Origin of the sequence: Nostoc sp. (genome assembly GCF_036916575.1) — a bacterium.
Taxonomy (GTDB): Bacteria; Cyanobacteriota; Cyanobacteriia; order Cyanobacteriales; family Nostocaceae; genus Nostoc.
This window is the reverse complement of the sequence record NZ_JBALGC010000028.1, coordinates 108,112-129,185: the sequence shown is the minus strand read 5'-3', so window position 1 is coordinate 129,185 and position 21,074 is coordinate 108,112. Positions and strand designations below refer to the sequence as shown.

Genomic DNA, 21,074 nt, shown 5'->3' with positions numbered 1-21,074 from the left:
ACAACACCAAATCTAGAAACAACTGCATCTGTTTTGGGTCAGCCATCACCAGAATCTTCTGAAATTGAACCATTACAGCAAGCTTCAAACCAGACATTTCATCCGACAACACCAAATCTAGAAACAACTGCATCTGTTTTGGGTCAGCCATCACTAGAATCTTCTGAAATTGAACCATTACAGCAAGCTTCAAACCAGACATTTAATCCGACAACACCAAAGATAGAAACAACTGCATCTGTTTTGGGTCAACCATCACCAGAATCTTCTGAAATTGAACCATTACAGCCTGCCTTCGCAGGCTTGACTCATGTACCCACACCTTCTAAGGTGTCTCAAGGTGACACCACCGACGCACAAGTAACGCAGTTAAAAGTTGACAATAATCAGCCAATAGCAGCTTCAGATAAAGTATCTGCTATGCTCACACATAGTAAGTTTGCAATTAATAAATTAGATACACAAAAAAATCTTAATTTACTAGAACATCCCAGCAAAAATGGTGCAGCAGAAGATATTGTGCAAAGAAAAACTGCTGCTCAAAATAATTACTCATCGCCATCTTTAATTTTTAAAAAAGCAAATTTAAATAAAACATCCTCTAATAATAATTCAGATACTCCTTCACAATGGTCAAATATTGAAAATTTACTAAATATAGGTAATGAAGAGTCTAGCTTTATTAACTTTAACAGTGAAATAGGAGGCGAGTATAATTCTCAAACAAGCGACAAATATTTTCCTATTCAACAAAAAACTGCATATTCGCATAAAGCAATTGATAATCAAGATAAAACTTTACCCAGTGATATATCTACCGATATAAAGCCAATCACTGAAACTATAAAAAGTCCTTTTGATGAGTCATCTAATTCAGATTTATCTAATTCAAATTCAGCTAATTCAAATTTAGCTAATTCAAAAGAAGATGATGAAATAGCTCTCGAAGCGCTTGCTCGTGAAGTTTATACTAGATTACGACAACAGCTAGAAATTGAGAAAGAACGTCAAGGCACTTTTACAGGTCGATTACCCTGGTAATATGATTTGGGATTTTAGATTTTGGATTTTAAATTTTGAGTTTTAGGAGATAATATTCAAATGCCAAGTCCTTCTGTAATCACTCCTCAAAAACGCCAACCTCAACTCGAAAAAGCCAAACTCAAAGCTTACAACGGGGAAGCACCTGATATTGAGTTAATGTTTAATCCTAGTGAAATCAGCTTTTCTCGAACTGTTAACTGGCAAAAACATCCAGGCAACAGAGGAACAACTTTACTGCCTAAGATTAACTTCTCAGGTGTTGAGCCTTATCAATTTACACTTAAACAATTAATCTTCGATACCTATGAGACTAAAGAGTCTGTAATGACATATATAAATATTATTAAAAAGGGTGTTGAAACAATTGAACAAGCAGCAGATAAACGTCCTCCAGTTTATACATTTATATGGAAGGATGAATATTTTTACTGTGTAATGAATAGTCTAACCTATACCCTAAATATGTTTCTCACTGATGGGACACCAGTCAGAGCAATGGTAGATATTTCATTGCAAGAAGTAGATAAAAATAACCTTCCAGGAGGATCTGAATCTGCTTCTCAGGGAGAGGCACGACAAAATAGCCCTCAAGCTGCACCTCTTTTCAACGAAACCCCAAATCCAGGAGGTGGAACTCAGAATCCAGGAGGTGGAACTCAGAATCCAGGAGGTGGAACTCAGAAACCAGGAGGTGGAACTCAGAATCAAGGAGGTGGAACTCAGAAACCAGGAGGTGGAACCCAGAAACCAGGAGGCAAACGGAAATAAACTATAAATAACATCACGGTGGAGTTATCTGACCTTCGTTTTCTTCAACATTATTTAGAATTTTAGAGTTAATTATGGCAGAACAAAATCTTTATTTATCTCAACCCCTAGTCGAAATAGGCGGACAACAAGCATCTCCTGAATTAATCAAGGATTTAATGCAAATTACTATTGAAGAAAGTTTGCATTTGCCAGCCATGTTTACATTGGTAGTTCACAACAGCTATCTGCCTACCAATAATAAATCGGAATACCAACCCTGGCGCCACGAAAAGGTGTTTGAAATCGGTACAAGAGTCAAATTAGGGTTCATTTCTAGTAATACCCAAGACGACAATTTTAAAAAGCATAAAGAAGGCTCTTTAATTGAAGGTGAAATTACAGCAATTGAAGTTCATTTTAATAATAAATCTGAGGCGCCGATAATTGTTCGTGGTTACGATACCTCGCACCGACTACATCGAGGACGTCAAAATCGCTCTTTTTTGAATAATACCGATAGCGATATAGTACGCAAAATTGCTCAAGAAGTAGGTATACAACTTGGAAGAATAGATGAGAGTGGCGAAGCTCATGAGTATATTTTTCAAGAAAATCAAACTAATATGGAGTTTTTGCGAGAAAGAGCTGCTCGTATTGGTTTTGAACTTTTTATTGAAGAAGGTAAAATAAACTTTCGTAAACCAGAAGCTCAAGAAGCTGTAGAACTGAAATGGCTAGACGAAATCAGTAGTTTCAGTACTCGCGTTACTAGTGCAGAACAAGTGAGTGCGGTTGAAGTGCGTAGTTGGGACTACACTCAGAAAAATTTAATTACCTCCAAGGCTAATTCAGAGAAGGTAATAACTGATACTGGTAATCAAAAAGGAAGTAATAGCAGTAATAAGTTCAACATTAGCAAACCTCCGCTAATGACTGTTGTAGATAAACCCGTTTTTAGTGCCAAAGAAGCAGAGGTAATGGCTCAAGCTTTATGTGATGAATTGGGGGGAGAATTTGTTTATGCAGATGCAAAAGCAGAAGGTAATCCTCTGATTCGACCGGGTAGGTTTGTCACTCTACAAAAGATGGGCGATCGCTTTAGCGGAAAGTATTACATTACGGAAACACGTCACTTTTACAGTCAACGAGTTTATACTACAGAATTTAGCGTTCGAGGTTTGCGTTCTGGTAATTTATACAACTCGATATCACCTCAAACACGTTTACAACCAGGTCAAACATTTTTGGTAGGAATTGTCACCAATAATCAAGACCCAAAAGGATTGAGTCGAGTTAAAGTTAAGTTTCCCACGCTTACCGAAGAACATGAAAGTTACTGGGCAAGAGTAGTATCAACAGGCGCCGGTTCCGGTCGTGGAACTGACTGGTTGCCAGAAATAAACGATGAAGTGTTGGTTGGGTTTGAACATGGTGATATTCATCGACCTTATATTATTGGTGCAGTTTGGAACGGGAAAGATACACCACCAACTTCAGTAAACGATAGTGTAGTTAGTGGTCGAGTTCGTCTACGAACCTTTAAAACCCGCATTGGACATCAATTACAGTTTGTCGATGAAGATAAAGCTATCAGCAATACAGGTGTATATATTGAGACAAAAGGTGGACATAAAATTAGTCTTAACGATACCAAAAAGTTTATAGAAATACAAACAACTGCAGGACAGACAATACTTATTAACGACCTTACTGGCAATATCAGCATTAAAGCAAACGCTACTATTAGTAATACTGCTACAGCTTCTATTTCCTCCCAAGCCTCATCCATTAGTTCAACAGCAGGTGCCGCTATGAGTATGGCTTCTCTTGGTGAGATGAGTATGACAGCAGGTGCCGCTATAAATATGACCGCAGGTGGTGCCATTACAATTACTACACCCGGTCTTTTGGCGATTACCGCTGGAACTATGACATTAACTAGTACTCTAGGACCAATTACAATGACTACACCAATAACAGGGCCAAAACCAATTCTATAAATAAAGGGGAGAAGGGGAAAAGTATTTCCTTTCCCCTTTCGCTGAAACTCGACCTTTGGCGAATAGGCTTATATCGTCTGCCCCAATATTTTGGATATATATGAGGAGGACGCGAAAATGCCAGACCCGTATGGTCAGCAGCGAGAATATTTAGGGAGAGGTTGGGCTTTTCCACTCCAGTTAAATTTGCAGGGTGGGATAAAGTTTAGCAGTGAAGATGAGAAAGTCAAAGAGTCGATTTGGATTATTCTTCGTACTAGTTTAGGTGAAAGGGTTTATCGACCAAACTTTGGGTGTCGCTTGTCAGAATTGGCATTTGCTCCCTTGAATAGCGATACTTTACTGCAAATTCGTATGTATGTAACAGAAGCTTTGGAAGTTTGGGAACCACGTATCATTCTTAATGATGTTCGCGCTGATCCTGACCCAATACGCGGACGAGTAGACATTATTATCAAATATAAACTCAAAGATTATCTTGACGTTTACAGCTTTGTTTATCCTTTTTATTTAATTTCGGCAGAGTAGGGGCGGGTTAACTAGATTTTAAATTCAGTTTTAAGATATCTGTAAACCCTCCCCTAAGGTAATCCAAAATGATGTAGAGGTAGGGCTTGTGATGTCCACCCCACAAGATTAATAATCCAAAAATCTAAAATAAAACTGTGGAATTCGACTTTTTACCAAAATTACCTTCTTCAAATTTGGATGATCGCACCTTCGATGATTTAGTGGAAGAGTGCGTTATGCGTATTCCTCGCTACTGTCCTGAATGGACAGACCATAATCTGAGTGACCCTGGAATTACGCTGATTGAACTGTTTGCTTGGTTAACCGACCAAATGCTACTTAGGTTTAATCAAGTACCGCGTAAAAATTATGTTGCCTTTCTGGAATTACTCGGCATTCGTCTCCAACCACCTGCCCCAGCACGCACAGATTTAACTTTTTATTTAAGTTCTGACTTGCCGGAAACTTACACAATTCCCGAAGGAATTGAGGTTTCAACAGTACGAACTGAAACAACAGAAGCTATTACTTTTAGTACTGATTCTCCTTTAGTTATTGCAAAACCCCGTTTACAACATGTTTTAACAGCGTTGACTATAGAAGAAATTCCCCAATCTTTACGAGAAAGAGTAACTAATACCTGGAACCGTCAATCTGATGCTTTCTGGGAAGGTAACGAACAACCAATATTTGAAGACGAACCTCAGCCAGGTAACTGTTTTTATTTAGTTATTAGTTCTGATGACTCTCTTGATGGCAATGTTTTAGAAATTACTGTTCAAGGCGGCTCTGCTACGCCTACGGGTATTAATCCTAACCAACCACCACGTCGTTGGGAAGCTTGGGATGGCGAGAAATGGCAACCTGTTTTAATAAAAGAAGTAGATGATAAAACACGGGGCTTTAGTTTTTATGAAATTGCTCAACAGGGTATTTATCCAGAGCAAGGTGCCGAAGTCCGGTTACATTTACCGCAAAACTGGCCCGTGACCAACTTTATATCATATCGAGGTCGTTGGATTCGCTGTTTACTTACTCCATTAGACGCAAATAATTCTGGTTATAATCGTCCTCCACGAATTACTGGTTTGGGAGTGCGTGCGGTTGGTGGTACAGTCCGCGCGAGTCAGAATAATCTTATTGAAGATGAACGTTTGGGTCTGAGTAATGGTAAACCAGGGCAAATTTTTCAACTTCAACAACCACCAATTTTAGAACGTCGAGATTCGGAGTACATTTTAGTTATTCCTCCAAATGGTTTACCTCAAAGATGGGAAGAAGTCAGAGATTTCGCAGATTCGACTTCACAAAGCTTTCACTACATAATAGATTCAATTGATGGTACAGTTCAGTTTGGTCCGTTAATTCGCGAACCCAGTCAACTTAAAAACGAAACACAAGTTCGCACGCGCATCCAGCAGCCAAGACCAGAAGATACATTTGTTCAAGTTCGTGATCTAGAAAATAACAACTTTGAAAATCAGTACGGTGCAGTTCCTCCACGTGGATCAGAAATCCGTATGGTTAGTTACCGTACAGGAGGAGGTAGAAGAGGTAACGTTCAAGCGAATTCCCTACAATTTTTAAAATCTGCTGTTCCGTATGTTGATAGTGTTATTAACCACAAAGGCGCTATCAATGGTGCAGATGCAGAATCACTTGAACAAGCAGTTCTTAAGGCCCCTCGAATTTTACGTTCCCGTGACCGTGCAGTTACAGTTGAAGATTTTGAAGCACTAGCTCAAATTGCAGGGCAAGGAGCAATTGCTCGCGTTCGCTGTTTACCAGCCAATGCAAATCGACAAGCTGGTACAGTCAGTTTATTGATAGTTCCGAATTTCAATACAGATGCGATCGCTCAAGGACAAGGTTTATCTCCTGATAAATTCGATCTTAGTCCAGCACTCCAAGAACAAGTTTTGCGCTATTTAGACGAAAGAAAATTATTAGGAGTGCAAGTTCAACTACAACAACCAGAATATATCGGTGTTTGTGTCCAAACCGAAATCGGTTTAGAACCAGCTTATGATAACCCTCTGGCCCGTGAAGAAATTCTGCGTGCTATCCGAATATCGCTGTATAAATTTTTAAATCCCTTAATTGGAGGAATTGAAGCAAAAGGCTGGGCATTCGGACGCCCACTTTACGAATCAGATATTGTGGCATTGCTCCAACAAACGCGCGGTGTCCGTTATCTTGGCCCGGTTCTACTATTTCCTATACGCAAACAAGGTGACACATGGAGACGTCAGCCATCACCGGAGCGCGTAATTGACCCAGGAGTACAAGGTTTAATTTGTTCTTGGGCTGACAATAGCTTACGCTCCAATCACGTAGTTAATATTCTTAATCGTTAATCAAGACGCAAGATATGAAAAATACATTAAAAGGCGATATATTGCGTATCTATATTTAGTATTACTATGGTTCAAAGTCGTTCTACCTCTAAAGTCAAAATAGACTTAATCCCAATGCAAATTCCTGAAGCACTACCGGGAGTTGCTTTGGCGTTTACAGGGGCAGAAAGTTTTGATATAACTGCTGGGCACAGTTTGTTAATACATCCTGGACAAGCCAGCGAAATGATTGTGCAAGTGGAAAACTTGACGGCAAATCCTTTACGGTTGGATTTGAAAGTCAAAGGCGACTTTCCCCAAGAGTGGTGTCAAATTGGTACAGAAGGTTCTGAAATTGCACCTAGAGATACTATGCAAGCTGTGCTTTATTTTCAAGTTCCTGCCACCTTTTTTGAACATCGCTCTGCAATCATCCCAGGAAAAAAAGATAGATTAAATCTTAACTTTCGCTGTTCAGTTCAATTACATCTAGATCCAGGTACAGAACAACAAAAAATCGAGACAAGCGACGAATTTAGTATATGTATACGACCTTGGTCTACGTACATGGAATTTTTGCCGCTTTTATATCGTGAAGTAGACTTTATTGGTCGTTTCATGAATATATTTGAACAAGCTTATCAACCAGCTATTGATAGCTTTAATACTATGTGGGCAAACCTCGACCCTTTAACAGCGCCGCAAGCATTGTTACCATTTTTGGCTCACTGGGTTGGTTGGCAATTTGAGTCAATATGGGAACTCCAACAGCAGCGTCGGTTAATTCGTAGAGCGGTTGATTTATATCGGTGGCGAGGAACTCGTAAAGGGTTGCGTCTTTATTTACACTTATATACTGGATTACCATTAGATGAAAATATAGAAAACGAAAATGATAAGCATATTAGTATTACAGAACCTTTTGGTAATAGTTTTACTCTTAATGAAGCAGTACTCGGAAATGCAGTATTAGGAGGAGGAAAAGCGTATCATTTTGTAGTGCGTTTGCGACCAATAGAATCAAATACTATAGACGAAGCACTAATTGCAAGAATCATTGAACAAGAAAAACCCGCTTTTTGTACCTACGAATTATCTATAGAAAACAGTAACTAAGACTATTTAATTCTTAACTCATTATGTCTCACCCTTTTCCACCTCCACCAATTGAACCTTTTGAGCGTTTACAAGCTTCTGATGGTTTACTTATAAATGCTGAACGCTGGCGGAAAGCACATAATTACCACCGCACGCGACAAAATACTTACTATCAATGTTTAAACCAACCGGGAATTGTTTGCGGTTTAGGTGTGCGAGATATTGAAGCACCGAGTGAAGTTGAAGCTAAATATCGAGATGGACGCTGGTTACAAATTCAACCGGGTATTGCTATAGATTTGTCTGGTAATTTAATTGTTGTGCCGACAGCTTATGACTTTCCAATTGATTTAGAAGTGGCAAGTCGTGAGCCACTTATGATCTATTTAACAGTTAGTTATATCGATCCGGAAGAACTGCGATCGCGCGAATCGAGAGATAGTGTCCGCGAAACTTATCGGTTTGACCAAAGAAATTCAACACTTGATATTTCCGAAATAGAAATTTGTCGTATTCTTTTGCAGCCAGGACAAAAAGATATTACTCAACCTACTGATGCATTTTTTCCTGGTTATAATACTATCAATTTACGTTACCGACGTCAGGCGCAAGCGCGACCTCAAGCAATTGTACGACTGGCGCAAGTAAACCATAGTGATTCTGGATGCGATCGCAATTTCTTTAATTTATCTTACTTATTACAATCTATTGAGCCTTTATACTCTTATTTACAAGGGACTGAAGAAGCAGGACAGATTACTTTAGCAGAAAATATTCAAGAATACGACTTACTTTATCTGACTGGGCAACAAGCTTTATCGTTCAATAATGTCGAGTTGGAGTCTCTAAAAAAATATCTAAATTCAGGTGGAGTACTTTTAGTCGATGCACCTAGAGATGCAACTCCTTTAATAGAAAGTACTTATTCTCTAGCCGAACAGCTAAAAAACCCTTTGAAATCTTTACCAGAATTACGACGAGACCACCCTTTGAGAACACAACCTTTTTTGTTTGCAGCTTTACCAATAGTAAATCAACGACCAGTAGAAATATCAACTGCCGGAGGAATTATTTTAATTATTGGTGATTTAGCATCCGCTTGGGGATTAGATAAAGACCTTACCCTGCCTAGACTTGCAATTTGCACCGCGCAAGAATTAGGCATTAATATTCTCACTTTTGCTTGGAAGCGACGTCAGTTGATAGGTTTGCAACAAGAGGATGACACTGGAAAATGGTAGCTATAGCTGTTTATATTTTGTGGTATAGGCATCCCGAACCGTCCAATATTTAAGGCTGAATTTGTGCCAAGCTAATTCGTCAGGTTAAAGGTATTGCCTAAAGCAGTTTTTGATTGACATTAAGACAAAGCAGACTTTTATGAAACCTTTTCTAACACAGTTAATAATTGGGCGACAGACTCAGAAGAAATTATACAATATGCTTATAAAACTGGCTATACTTATGGTTTAACAACGATATACGCATGTCATTAATATTAGAAAGAAGTTAATATTTAGCTTAAATATGACAGAATGAAAAAAATTATCTCTATTTAATTATGGTTAAATCCATCCTACCTGGTCAAACTCTTCGCAATAGGTACAAAATTATTAAGCCCTTGGGAAGCGGTAGCTTCGGAGTCACCTATTTAGCTGAAGATTTAGATTTACCCGACCATCCTCTGTGTGTTGTCAAAAATCTTCGACAAAGCCAAAGCCAAGAAGAGTTAGAAGCTTTTATTAATTTTTTTAATAAGGAAGCAAAAGCCTTATACCGTTTAGGTAATGAGCATAGTCAGATTCCACGACTTTTTGCCCACTTTGAAGAAGGCGGTGAATTTTATTTAGTACAAGAGTATATTGATGGACATGATTTAAGCCAGGAAATTTTCTCTGGCAATAAGTTAAGTGAAGCCAAGGTAAAGCAACTTTTAATAGAAATTTTAGAAGTATTAACAATTATTCATAATAAAAATATCATTCACCGAGACATAAAAGCACAAAACTTAATGCGCCGTAATAGTGACGGCAAAATAGTATTAATAGACTTTGGATCTGTCAAGGAAATTAGCAAATTAGTAGGCAATCCTCAAGAACTAACTAATGCATCTGTTGTTATTGGTACTTCTGGCTATATGCCTAACGAACAGTTAAATGGGTATCCCAAGTTATCCAGCGATATTTACGCAGTGGGAATGTTGGGAATTTACGCTTTAACTGGAATTAGACCCCAGGAATTACCTAAAAACCCAAACAGTTTTGAAATAATTTGGCGAGATAAGGCTTCGGTAAGTCCCTTTCTGGCAAATGTGTTAGATAAAATGGTGCGTTCTAACTTCAATGAACGCTATCAAACAGCAGGTGAGGCGTTGCAAGCATTAACAGCATTATCTGAACCCATACGGCTAACAACACCGCCTGCATCAATTTCACCACCATCACATTTTTTTGTAGCAAACCAGAGATTTTTGATTGGTGCTGGAATCATAGTAAGTTTACTTTTTGGAATGGGGTTATTATTTATGAATTTTTCGAGACAGCACACAGCAGATGTGGAAACATGCCCAGAAACGAATGTACTACCTAATCCAACTACATCACCGGACTTTGTAGATAGTAAAAATAATAAATATTATGGAGAACGAAAAAATGGACTGTATAACGGTTGTGGAACCTTGATTTACGCAAATGGTAATAAATATCAAGGGAGATTTAAAGACAGTAAGTTTAATGGAACAGGAACGTTCATATTTGCAAATGGCGACCGCTATATAGGTCCGTTTTATAATAATAAATACGAAGGCAGTGGGAAATTCATTTACAACAATAATTGCCAATATATGGGAGAATTTAAACAGGGTCGGTTTGATGGTCAAGGAATCTGCATATCTAAAGATGGCTCCCGTGAAAGTGGAATTTGGCATCAAGGTAAATTTGAAGGAAAAAATAAGACTTGCTGCGAGTAAGTTGTAGGTCAATGCCAGAAAATACGAGCTTTAAATTTTTGGGAATCCGTAGTTGGCACGTTTCTTATTTCTACCTTTAAATAATAACTGGTAAGAATCTGGATGATAAAACCTATTAAAACGTCATAATACCTGTTAATAAAAATGAATCAAAAATCATTTATTAAGCTGATATTGCTGTTTCCCAAAGCTTGTTTAGTTGTGATGAGCAGTTTCATTATTGGTCTAGAGCCATATTTACAAATGTCTTTAGCCCAACCTCAGCCAGAAGCACCACCAACACCAGAAGCACCAACAACACCAGAAGCACCAACAACACCAGAAGCACCACCAACACCAGAAGCACCAACAACACCAGAAGCACCAACAACACCAGAAGCACCAACAACACCAGAAGCACCACCAACACCAGAAGCACCAACAACACCAGAACCATCACCAACACCAGAACCATCACCAACACCAGAACCATTACCAACACAAGCACCAACACCGGAAGCACCACCAACACAAGCACCACCAGTTAAAAAACCAACTACTCCATCATCTCCAATTCCAGTTATTCCAAGACAAACAACACCAGCTCCAACTCCAGTTATTCCAAGACAAACAACACCAGCTCCAACTCCAGTTATTCCAAGACAAACAATACCAACCCCAACTCCAGTTAAACCACAAGAAACAATACCAACCCCAACTCCAGTTAAACCACTACAAACAACACCAACTCCAGCTAAACCACTACAAACAACACAGTATGAGACAATACCTACTCGTAACTATATTGGGGTCGGTGGTAATTTTGGATTGAATGGAGATAGTGCTTTAGATGAAACTTCTTTTACTGTCTTTAGTAAAATTGGTTTAACAAATAACTTCTCTTTTCGTCCTGCTGCTGTGATTAATGACAAAGCTGTATTTCTTATCCCTGTAACAATTGACTTTCCAGTGGAATCATTCACAGAACTTGGAGAATCCAAAATAATAGCAGTTTCTTATCTTGGAGGGGGAGCAGCAATTTCCACAAGTGAAGGTAGTTCCGTAGGATTTCTTCTTACGGGTGGTGTGGATGTGCCTGTATCACCTAAATTTACCGCTACTGCTGGATTAAATGTCGGCTTTCTCGATAAAACTGATGTCGGACTACTGTTAGGAATTGGTTACAACTTTTAAATCGCATTACATTAGAAGAGTAATTATAGACGAAAGTCGGATAAGTCAGAAATGTATTTTCTTTTATGCTTATCTTAGAGCGTAGAATAATAACTCATCAAAACTGATAGTATGCGTAATTAATTTAGCACTTACGTAGAGACGTTATTGTTGATTATGTTGGCTAATAGAGAGCAAGACCCCTTATTTAACGTGAAATCAGTCGTAAAGGCACGATATATCGCGTCCTTACAATACCGTGGGATAACGATTTTTCGTTATCTAAGGGGTAATACCTTGATTCATTAACATAATCATATTTAACATTTCGATAAAGGTTGCTAATTCGCTAATAGTATTTTTTTAATACTTAAATGGAAAAGATTTAACGATGAGCGCAACGACTACCAGCAATCAGAATGTTGATAATCATGCGTATATGACGGTAGCCTTAAGCCAGCTTAGGGAGACTCTGGTGAAGCACGCAGACCCAAGTTTGCTGGAGGAAGATATCACACATGGGGAAAGTTCGTTAGCTTCATATTTAATAGATTCGATTACATCCCCTGAACCTTCGGCGTTAGATAGACTCTGCACCATTTTTGGTTTAAGTGATTTTGAACGTAATTTACTGCTGTTATGTGCAGGTGTAGAACTTGATGCCAGTTTTCCAATACTTTGCGCTGCTGCTTGCGGTAATGCACAGCGTACTTATCCTACTTTTGGCTTGGCAATGACGGTGTTAAAAGGTATGCACTGGCACGCCTTTACTCCCGCAGGTTCATTACGCAGGTGGAAATTAATCGAAGTCGGTTCTGGAAGTGAGTTGATGAGTAGCCCTTTGCGGATTGATGAGCGGATACTACATTATTTAATGGGTGTACAGCATTTAGATGACCGTTTATTGGGTATAGTCGAACCGGTAACAGTGACTCCAGATTTAGTTCCCTCTCACACACAAATCTCGGAAAAAATGGTCGCTGCTTGGTGGGTGGAGGTTCATGACTTTCTCAAACTGCCAATATTACAGTTATGTGGAAATGAGGTAGCTAGTAAACGTCCAATTGCAGCTTTGGCTTGTCACTATTTGGAATTAAACTTATACGCAATTGCTGCTCATGCTTTGCCAACAACTCCTAGTGACCTCAAGCAATTTAAGCTACTTTGGGAGCGGGAAGTGGCACTAGCTAATTGTGCGCTGTTAATTGACTGTGATGATTTAGAAGGTGCAGATACCGCAAAAGAAGGAACGATTACGTATTTATGCGAATGGATGCGTTCTCCGGTACTTATTACTACTACTGAACGCAAGCGATCGCGATTAAGACCATTGCTAGTTTTCGACATTGAACGTCCGACAACAAAGGAACAGTACACTATCTGGGAACAAGCATTGGATGATACATCTGAATTAATTAATGTTCAAGTAGATAATTTGGTATCTCAATTCAATCTTAGTGTTCCGGTGATTCAAGCTGCTTGTTCTCAAGCTAGCGTTCAGTGGCGTCAAATAGAGGAATCAGAAGTTACAGAATTAACAGAAGACTTTAATCATCTTCTTTGGAATACTTGTCGCGCGCAAGCTCGTCCGAAATTAGATGATTTAGCACAGCGAATTGATTGTGCGGCGAACTGGGAGGATTTGGTATTGCCAGAATCTCAGATACAAGTTCTTAGAGATGTTGCTATGCAGGTTAAGCAACGAGCAAAAGTATACGATCGCTGGGGTTTTGGAGGCAAAAGCAAGCGAGGATTAGGAATAAGCGCCTTGTTTGCTGGTGTCAGTGGTACAGGTAAAACAATGGCAGCAGAAGTACTCGCGCGGGAATTGCAATTAGATTTATACCGAATTGATTTAAGTGCAGTAATTAGTAAGTATATTGGGGAAACAGAGAAAAATCTCGGTAGAGTATTTGATGCGGCAGAGTTGGGAGGTGTAGTATTACTATTTGATGAAGCCGATGCTTTATTTGGTAAACGCAGTGAAGTTAAAGACTCTCATGATCGCCACGCCAATGTCGAGGTAAGCTATTTACTACAGCGTATGGAAAGTTACCGAGGACTTTCTGTATTAACAACTAACTTAAAAAGTTCATTAGACCAAGCATTTCTGCGTCGGATTCGCTTTATTACGCAGTTTCCTTTCCCCGATTCAACTCAAAGGGCAGAAATTTGGCGGCGGATTTTTCCAAAGTCTACACCAACAGAAGGTTTAAATTATCAAAAGTTGGGACAGTTGAATGTCGCCGGAGGTAATATTCGCAGCATCGCTATGAATGCAGCGTTTTTAGCAGCAGATGCTAACGATGCAGTAACAATGTATTATATGTTGCAAGCAGCGAAGAGTGAGTATATCAAATTAGAGCGATCGCTCACAGATACTGAGGTTAAAGGATGGGTTTAATCATTGATTAATTCTAAATATTAAGGTAATTACTATTTTACTGATAATTATTCGGATTCTCAACTATAAAGCTTTCTCCTAATGCCGCTATATTCAACTCATTATCAGCTGACACAAACGTTAAAGATATATTATTAGTTAAACATAGTGCATTGATTGCACAAGCTGCCGCAAGTTGAACTGCATCATAGCCTCGTAAACTATAAGTTTCAGCCAGGATCATTCCTAACGCAATAATATTGTTTGTAATTTCAACAATTTGATAATCGGTCTGATAATCATTGCGAAATTGGTTGCACAATGTTGTTGTATTTGCGGGACTTATACTTCCACCTCTTGACCTTCGTGCAATTGCTGCAATTATTTCAACACCTGTAATGGCTGCAATAAATATTTTGTTATTTGACTTAGAATTAAATAGTCCCAAAACCCAAGCGGAGCCAACTTCATTCACATAACGTTTGACAATGGCACTGCTATCGATGAAATAAACCGTCATCTAACGCCGTTCCTCAATAATTGTTTCAGAGAGGGGCTTTCCCTGCACTTCTATTAACTCCTCCCTGTGAACATGGCGGTAAGTAGGTTGCTTTATTTGTTTCACCAGTCCAGATTCTAACAATGCCTGCTCGAATGCAGTTTGTTCAGGAGTTTGCGTTTTTACAATCAGGCGTTGCTTAACTGCTCGATCAAGTTGATGTAATTCTTCTGTTTCAAGCTCTTGAAGTTGGCTGATAATTTTCTGAAGGATTCCTTGAGTCATAAACTTTTATTTTTACAATTGTGAATTTTCTAATTCTAATTATTCTAATATAGTATTCCGCTCCAGAGCGATAGTATTCTCTTTGGTGAGAAGGCAAGTTTTCAAGTTCATTAGACCAAGCATTTATGCGTCGTATTCGCTTTATTACCCAGTTTCCTTGCATCATACATTTAGCAGCGCTCACACTGGCGGTGTTAGTGAGGTTAGCGCTCACCTCGACTCTTTTGGTAATCGGAACAACAAGCGATCACTCTGACTATCTCTCCAATTCTTCCCTAGATTGAGGTAAAATGCACACACAGAGTGTGGAAAGCATGAAAGTGTCTGGTATGAAGTGGGATTAATCGAACAAATTGCCTCAGATGAAGTGATCGAACAAGCCTTTAATTGGCTGTGCGATAAAAGGCAGCACTACCACTACAATGCCGATGTATGGCAGGTGCGGCGCTGGTGGGCAGAAAAGAAGGTGCTGGTGCAGGCACTATTGCTGGCGGGTACTTACCGATTTCGGGAGTTGCGCCGCATACGGGGGAAGGAACGGGTGACGGAAATGTGGGCGTCGCTGGATGCGCTAGTGCTGAAGGCGATGGCTATTGTGTTGACACAACACCTAAACCGCATCTTTCCCCTCGCTGTTTTCACCTGGCGGGGAATGGGGGCATGAAGGCGGCGGTGCGGGAGGTAGCCGCGCATTTGTCGGAGAATGCTTTTGTATTTCGGACGGATGTGAAGGGGTATTATGCCAGCATTGACCAAGAGATTTTGTTTGAGATGGTGCGGAAGTATGTAAATGATCCGCAGCCCCCTTTCTTTCAAAAGAGGGGAGAGAATTTAAAGCCTTTGCCCTATGAGGGAAGAAGTTTAGAGAGGGGTTTTTAACATCCCGTGAAAAGTTTGGTACAGAATTATTTTCATTCAACTTGCTTAAGTCTAAATTTATACTTGACGTTAGCTTTTTTTCCTCCTCTTCCACCGAGAGCATTTGTATTGGCGCGATCGTAGTAAGACCTGCACACTGAATAGCATCAAGGTGATGACCGTAGCGTTCTGCCTGACTTAAAGAAGTTTTTAAGTCTGGTTGCTGGGAAATCGCCTTTAATTGCATAATAAACGGGCGTCCTTGAAGCATTCCCGAATTTTGATTAGTTAGGGAATGCAGCGTTTTTTTCTTATTTCTTTCCTGGCGCTGGTACACTTGGCTATATATACAGATACTCTGACTAAGAGGATGTTTGGAAAGTCATGATTGATGTATTAAATATTTTTTTACCCCTCCCTAACCCTCCCCTTTCTAAGGGGAGGGTACTAGATTTTCTTATTTCCCCCCTTTATAAGGGGGGATTAAGGGGGGTAATAATGTGATTCAAATCACAGCCAACCACTTTTCAAACAACCTCTAAGCTTTGATCATTAATACTCTATTTCTTATATCTTAAAACCATTATTAAGTAAGTCAACATAAAACATTAGACTAAAGTCTAATCTTTTGCAAGATTTTCCGCAAATCAATTGAGCTATAATTTGGGGTATTGCAATTCCATTATTATAATTTAGAATTTCATCTCAATAGTTTTGGAGACTTGGTTAGTACAGCAATTTATCGCTTATGTTAAGTCGCTCAGTTTAATAGATTTATTGTTCAACATTATATCTGGAAGCAACAATGAGCACTCAAAAACTTCTTCAGAAAAAGTCCACCTCAACAGACACTGCAACCTCAGATAATCAATTTGAAGGTCGTGGGTTTGCCGTGCAAAGGAAGTCAGATAACCAGCAATCAGACTTAAATACTCAATTAAAGCAGGCAAAGCGCTTTGGTCACAGTATCACCCAAATGAAGTCAGAATCTGCTCAACCTTCAAAACAAAACCAAACTAATCAAAATTCATCCTCTGGTTCTCGTGGTTCCATGCCAGCACCAGTAAAATCAAAAATGGAAAATTCGTTTGGAGCAAGTTTTGGCAATGTCAATATCCATACCGATAGCCCTCAAGCTAAATCGATGGGCGCCTTAGCTTTTACTCAAGGCGATAATGTTCACTTTGCCCCTGGACAATATAACCCGCAAAGCTCTTCAGGACAAGCACTGTTAGGACATGAACTTACCCATGTTGTACAACAAAGAGCCGGAAGAGTAGCTGTACCACACCAAAGTAAAGGTGCCCCTATTAATGCTGACCCCAGCTTAGAAACAGAAGCTGACCAAATTGGAGCAAAAGCTGCCAACGGTGAGCAGGTGCAAGTTCCTGGTGCAACTAATAACTCCAAGACAAACCTACCAATCCAGAACAGCACCAAACCCGTTCAATGTTCCTTACTAGGTGGGTTAGGTGGGTTAGCAGAAGGAGCCTTGGGAATGATGGGCGGCGGCCAGCAAGAAGAAGGTGGTGGAGGTCTGATGTCAGGTATCGGTGAAGCAGTTGGAGGAATGGCTGGTCCGCTTGGAGGAATAGCTGGCGGTATGTTAGGTGGCGTTGCTGATGGTCTGTTAGGCGGATTAGGCGGTGGTAAAAAGAAAAAACCGGCGTAATTACAAATTTGTTTTTGGTGCGTGACACTGTTAATCAAAATGTCGAGTAAATTATAGCGGTTCTCAGTTGAGTCCAATATAGACCTAACCCCCAGTCCCAACCCTTGTAGCGTTGGGGAGTAAAATTCAAAGCCTCTCTCCTTTTAGGAGAGAGGTCAAAGTCTATTGCATACAAACGAGAAGCGCTATATTTGTTCGTAGCGTTACGCACCCTACATTATTTAATTGTGATTCGCGGCGATTCGTATTCGCCGCTTTGGTTTTTGGATTTTGCACTCTCTGCTCCATCTACCTTTGCCCGCACTAAGTATTCTCCTAGTCTGATGTTTTTAAGGGGTACTGTGATAGTGTCGGTGTCTTCTGTTTGTGCTGGCGCCAAACAAGAGTATGTGACTGGCTCATTATTTGAAATTCGATTTAGTTGTAATATCACTCTTTGGTCTTTACCAATTTTTGGACTAAATTTAACGCTGATATCTATTGAGCGTAAATCCTCCTCATCATTACCCTGTAGAGATGTTACATGTAACGTCTCTACGGTAATTTTTGGATGTAGCACAAAAGCCATAACGTTTGATTCGACGAGATTATGTTCATCTTTACTAACTAAAGCTTGGTGTATAATTTGTACGGTTTGCACACCTGCGTGTAATGGAGGTACTTGTAGACTTACTTGTGTATCTTGAACATCAAAAGGTGTAAATAATTTATCTATATTACTTAGTCTTACTTTAGTGATATCACCGCGTAATTGTTTACCCTGAATCAATAGCGTACTACCTACAATAATATGAGCTTCGGCTTGTGCGGGCATCGTTACTTTTTCGATAATTGGTTCAGACAACACCAAGTCAAGAACCCCTGATTTATCACTACTATCACTCTCTATCAGAGCCATTGATACTTGATAAGTAGCCGAAGGTCGATAATTTGTTTGCAGGGCAGACCAAATTCTGGAAGTTTCTTCCATAGTTAAGAATGCTGGACTAACTTTGATTTGCCCAACTTGAAGAGCTAGATTAGATACAGGCAAACCTGTAATAGCCTGTGAAAATACACCAGACGTACTTGTCTGGACAGCATTTTTTAAAGCATTTTCTATAGTGTTGGATGTAATGGTAGGTAATTTATGTAACATTTGCATTGCGTAACCCAGTAAAATCTCCGCTTGAAAATCTTTAGGACCGTAAGCCGTTAATACATAATGTAGGTCAAGAGCTAGGGGTGGATTGGTCGAGTATGTATTACTAGTGCTATAACGATTGCGATATTCTTGAGAGATCCAATCAACGTTACGATTTTGCGTGACATGATATAAAAAAAGGTTGATTTGCGCGCGCTCGTCACTTCCCACTTGAACTTTATCTGGTGGCAAAGCTGTAACAAGTACATCACCAACACTAGCTGCTATGGCATCACTTACTAAACCATTTTCCAGCAGATTTTTTATCACTGCTGTGACGGTGGCTATAGAGAGCGCATTACTCATCCTGCTTCCTCATCGCATCATAAATAATAATACCTGAGAATAATTATTATGTATGTTGAGTTCCGTGTAGCGAAGCCCACTTACGCATTTTTGACAAATTTTGTGATTTCGACAAAAGTACAATGTAGAATATTAAATACATATATTAAGATATTAATATCGCGTTCTAGCTAAAAATAAATATTAGTATATTTATTAATTGATTGTCTAATTTTATTTAGTACATCAGGTCTCTGAAAAAACTTTATTAAAAAATAGGATGGGTTTATTTAAATGAACTCCCCACCATCAAATAATTCTTGGATAGGTCGCTTGATTGGTGATAACCAACGCTACCGTTTGGATAAACGTCTAGGTGGAGGTGGTATGGGAGAAGTTTTCCTAGCCACAGATATCCGCGTTGGTAAAGATGTAGCCCTTAAACTGCTTAAAGACAAATTGGTTGCATCTGGTGAGATGAGAAAACGCTTTGAGCGGGAAATTGCAATTTGTGCTGCTTTGCAAAGCGACCACATTATTGAAATTAGCGACTGTGGTGTCACTACAGAAGGATATCCATTTTATGTCATGGAGTACCTGCGTGGGCAAACGCTGCGTCAACTGCTGATGCGCGAAAGGCAATTACCACCAGAACGTGTGGTAAGAATTATGACACAAGTGTGCAAGGGTTTGCAACTTGCCCACCGAGGGGTAGTTATGCAGCGCGATGGGAAGAACACAGAACGGATCAAAGTTATTCATCGCGATTTGAAACCAGATAATATTTTTTTAGTTCCCACAGATTTTGGCGAGTGGGTAAAGATTTTAGATTTTGGGATTGCCAAAATTTACAATGAGTCTTCCGAGCAAACAAATCTTACTAAGACATTTATTGGCACTCTTCGCTATTCGTCACCCGAACAAATTCAAAATAACAATAGTATAGATATATCTGCTGATATTTATAGTTTAGGGATCATTTTCTATGAAATGCTTAGTGCCGCAGATCCTTTTGGGTTAAGCATTCAAGGTAATAATATCAGTGAAGCTTCATGGTTACTTGCTCATAGCTATGAACCACCTAGACCGTTACGCGAGCAACCTGGCTGTGAGCAATTGTCTCCAGAATTAGAAGCTGTGGCGATCAAATGTCTTCAAAAAAATCCAATCAACCGCTTTCAATCGGTGCAAGAACTTGGTCAAGCATTGGAAGCGGCAATTAAACCCGTAACAAAAACCACTATTAAAAGTACAACAATTATTCAACCAAGACCACAGCGATCGCCAGATAGTTCTCATCAGGAAACTGCTGCCAGACCAATTCAAGCATCAAACGATGAGACAGTTGATAGAACACTACAATCATCATCGCAAAATAAAACTCAACCAGGTTTTGATGATGTAACAATTTATAAACCATTGCGACCGTTATCACAAACACCTCAACCCGGTTACAATGACGAAACAATTAACAAACCATTACAACCACCGCAACAACCTGTATCTAATCCACCTCAACAACAGGTGTCTGAAGGTACTATTTTCCAACCGAAGGCTGCTAATGGTAACAGACAACCACCAGATAAAACCTTATTTCAACCACGACCCGCGATCAATCCTGGTGGACAACAGGTTGTCGATAAGACTATTATGCAACAGCAACCTCGTGCTGCGAATAATCAACATCCAGGAAATACATCCCAAAACAAACGTGAAAATACAATATTACAACAACGGCCTGCTTCTAATCAAAGGCAAGAACAGATACCAGAACAAACAATCTTTCAGCCAAGAAAAGATCAAGCAACACCTCAAAAAAAATCTCTTAACACCTTACTGATTGCAGGTATTACTTTAGCGCTTGCACTCACACTAGGTATTATTTATTACTTGGTCTCTAATAGAATTAGTAATAATTATAGAAAGATGCCGACATCTATTATATTGAAGGTAAATGTGAGCAGTTAAACGACTTCCAAAGAATAAAACATCCCATAATAAATAATGATAATTATTATTTTTTCATATTTTGTGAGAAGTGCGAAAGAGGT

Annotated in this window: 17 protein-coding genes; 14 read left to right on the top strand and 3 right to left on the bottom strand. The window is 39.4% G+C overall.

All coding sequences use genetic code 11. The features are described from left to right. The first annotated feature begins 138 nt into the window (after positions 1–138). From V7L29_RS07915 to V7L29_RS07870, 10 genes are all read left to right on the top strand, one after another. Complete coding sequence (locus V7L29_RS07915; RefSeq protein ID WP_334735084.1) at positions 139–1,041, top strand: hypothetical protein; 903 nt, start codon at positions 139–141, stop codon at positions 1,039–1,041. 60 nt (positions 1,042–1,101) lie between these two features. Beyond that, positions 1,102–1,812 carry a CIS tube protein gene (locus V7L29_RS07910; protein ID WP_334735083.1) on the top strand — a complete coding sequence of 237 codons (711 nt, stop codon included), beginning with the start codon at positions 1,102–1,104 and terminating at the stop codon, positions 1,810–1,812. Positions 1,813–1,886: 74 nt separating this feature from the next. Beyond that, positions 1,887–3,794, top strand: a complete 1,908-nt coding sequence (locus V7L29_RS07905) for a VgrG-related protein (protein ID WP_334735082.1) — start codon at positions 1,887–1,889, stop codon at positions 3,792–3,794. A 117-nt stretch (positions 3,795–3,911) separates the two neighbouring features. After that, on the top strand, positions 3,912–4,322 hold the full coding sequence (locus V7L29_RS07900; RefSeq protein WP_334690924.1) for a GPW/gp25 family protein: 411 nt from the start codon (positions 3,912–3,914) through the stop codon (positions 4,320–4,322). A gap of 137 nt (positions 4,323–4,459) precedes the next feature. Beyond that, positions 4,460–6,661: a putative baseplate assembly protein gene (locus V7L29_RS07895; protein ID WP_334690923.1), complete on the top strand. Its 2,202-nt coding sequence runs from the start codon at positions 4,460–4,462 to the stop codon at positions 6,659–6,661. A gap of 66 nt (positions 6,662–6,727) precedes the next feature. After that, entirely contained in the window at positions 6,728–7,756 is a 1,029-nt protein-coding gene (locus V7L29_RS07890; RefSeq protein WP_334735081.1) for a phage tail protein, read from the top strand. A gap of 23 nt (positions 7,757–7,779) precedes the next feature. Further along, on the top strand, positions 7,780–8,979 hold the full coding sequence (locus V7L29_RS07885; RefSeq protein WP_334735080.1) for a DUF4159 domain-containing protein: 1,200 nt from the start codon (positions 7,780–7,782) through the stop codon (positions 8,977–8,979). Between the two features lie 320 nt (positions 8,980–9,299). After that, complete coding sequence (locus V7L29_RS07880; protein ID WP_334735079.1) at positions 9,300–10,706, top strand: protein kinase domain-containing protein; 1,407 nt, start codon at positions 9,300–9,302, stop codon at positions 10,704–10,706. 144 nt (positions 10,707–10,850) lie between these two features. Beyond that, positions 10,851–11,879, top strand: coding sequence for a hypothetical protein (locus V7L29_RS07875; protein WP_334735078.1), 1,029 nt, complete (start codon positions 10,851–10,853; stop codon positions 11,877–11,879). Positions 11,880–12,249: 370 nt separating this feature from the next. Further along, positions 12,250–14,262, top strand: coding sequence for an ATP-binding protein (locus tag V7L29_RS07870; RefSeq protein ID WP_334735077.1), 2,013 nt, complete (start codon positions 12,250–12,252; stop codon positions 14,260–14,262). A 37-nt stretch (positions 14,263–14,299) separates the two neighbouring features. Here the strand turns inward: V7L29_RS07870 and V7L29_RS07865 are convergent, their stop codons facing one another. Next, the gene (locus V7L29_RS07865; protein WP_334735076.1) at positions 14,300–14,761 is read right to left on the bottom strand and encodes a type II toxin-antitoxin system VapC family toxin; all 462 of its coding nucleotides are present in this window, start codon (positions 14,759–14,761) and stop codon (positions 14,300–14,302) included. After that, a complete protein-coding gene (locus V7L29_RS07860) occupies positions 14,762–15,025 on the bottom strand; it encodes a hypothetical protein (RefSeq protein ID WP_334735075.1) in 264 nt (87 codons plus the stop codon). 125 nt (positions 15,026–15,150) lie between these two features. On the opposite strand from V7L29_RS07860, the gene V7L29_RS07855 reads away from it, so the two are divergent. The 3 genes from V7L29_RS07855 (at position 15,151) to V7L29_RS07845 (ending at position 17,555) form a co-directional block, all read left to right on the top strand. Continuing rightward, the gene (locus V7L29_RS07855) at positions 15,151–15,309 is read left to right on the top strand and encodes a hypothetical protein (RefSeq protein WP_334735074.1); all 159 of its coding nucleotides are present in this window, start codon (positions 15,151–15,153) and stop codon (positions 15,307–15,309) included. Between the two features lie 148 nt (positions 15,310–15,457). Next, positions 15,458–15,904, top strand: coding sequence for a hypothetical protein (locus V7L29_RS07850; RefSeq protein ID WP_334735073.1), 447 nt, complete (start codon positions 15,458–15,460; stop codon positions 15,902–15,904). A 784-nt stretch (positions 15,905–16,688) separates the two neighbouring features. Next, entirely contained in the window at positions 16,689–17,555 is an 867-nt protein-coding gene (locus V7L29_RS07845; RefSeq protein WP_334735072.1) for an eCIS core domain-containing protein, read from the top strand. A gap of 217 nt (positions 17,556–17,772) precedes the next feature. Here V7L29_RS07845 and V7L29_RS07840 read toward each other — a convergent pair whose 3' ends face one another. Further along, a complete protein-coding gene (locus V7L29_RS07840) occupies positions 17,773–19,044 on the bottom strand; it encodes a DUF4255 domain-containing protein (RefSeq protein WP_334735071.1) in 1,272 nt (423 codons plus the stop codon). A 273-nt stretch (positions 19,045–19,317) separates the two neighbouring features. Between V7L29_RS07840 and V7L29_RS07835 the strand changes: the two genes are divergently transcribed. Further along, positions 19,318–20,991: a serine/threonine protein kinase gene (locus V7L29_RS07835; protein WP_334694183.1), complete on the top strand. Its 1,674-nt coding sequence runs from the start codon at positions 19,318–19,320 to the stop codon at positions 20,989–20,991. Positions 20,992–21,074: the final 83 nt, after the last annotated feature.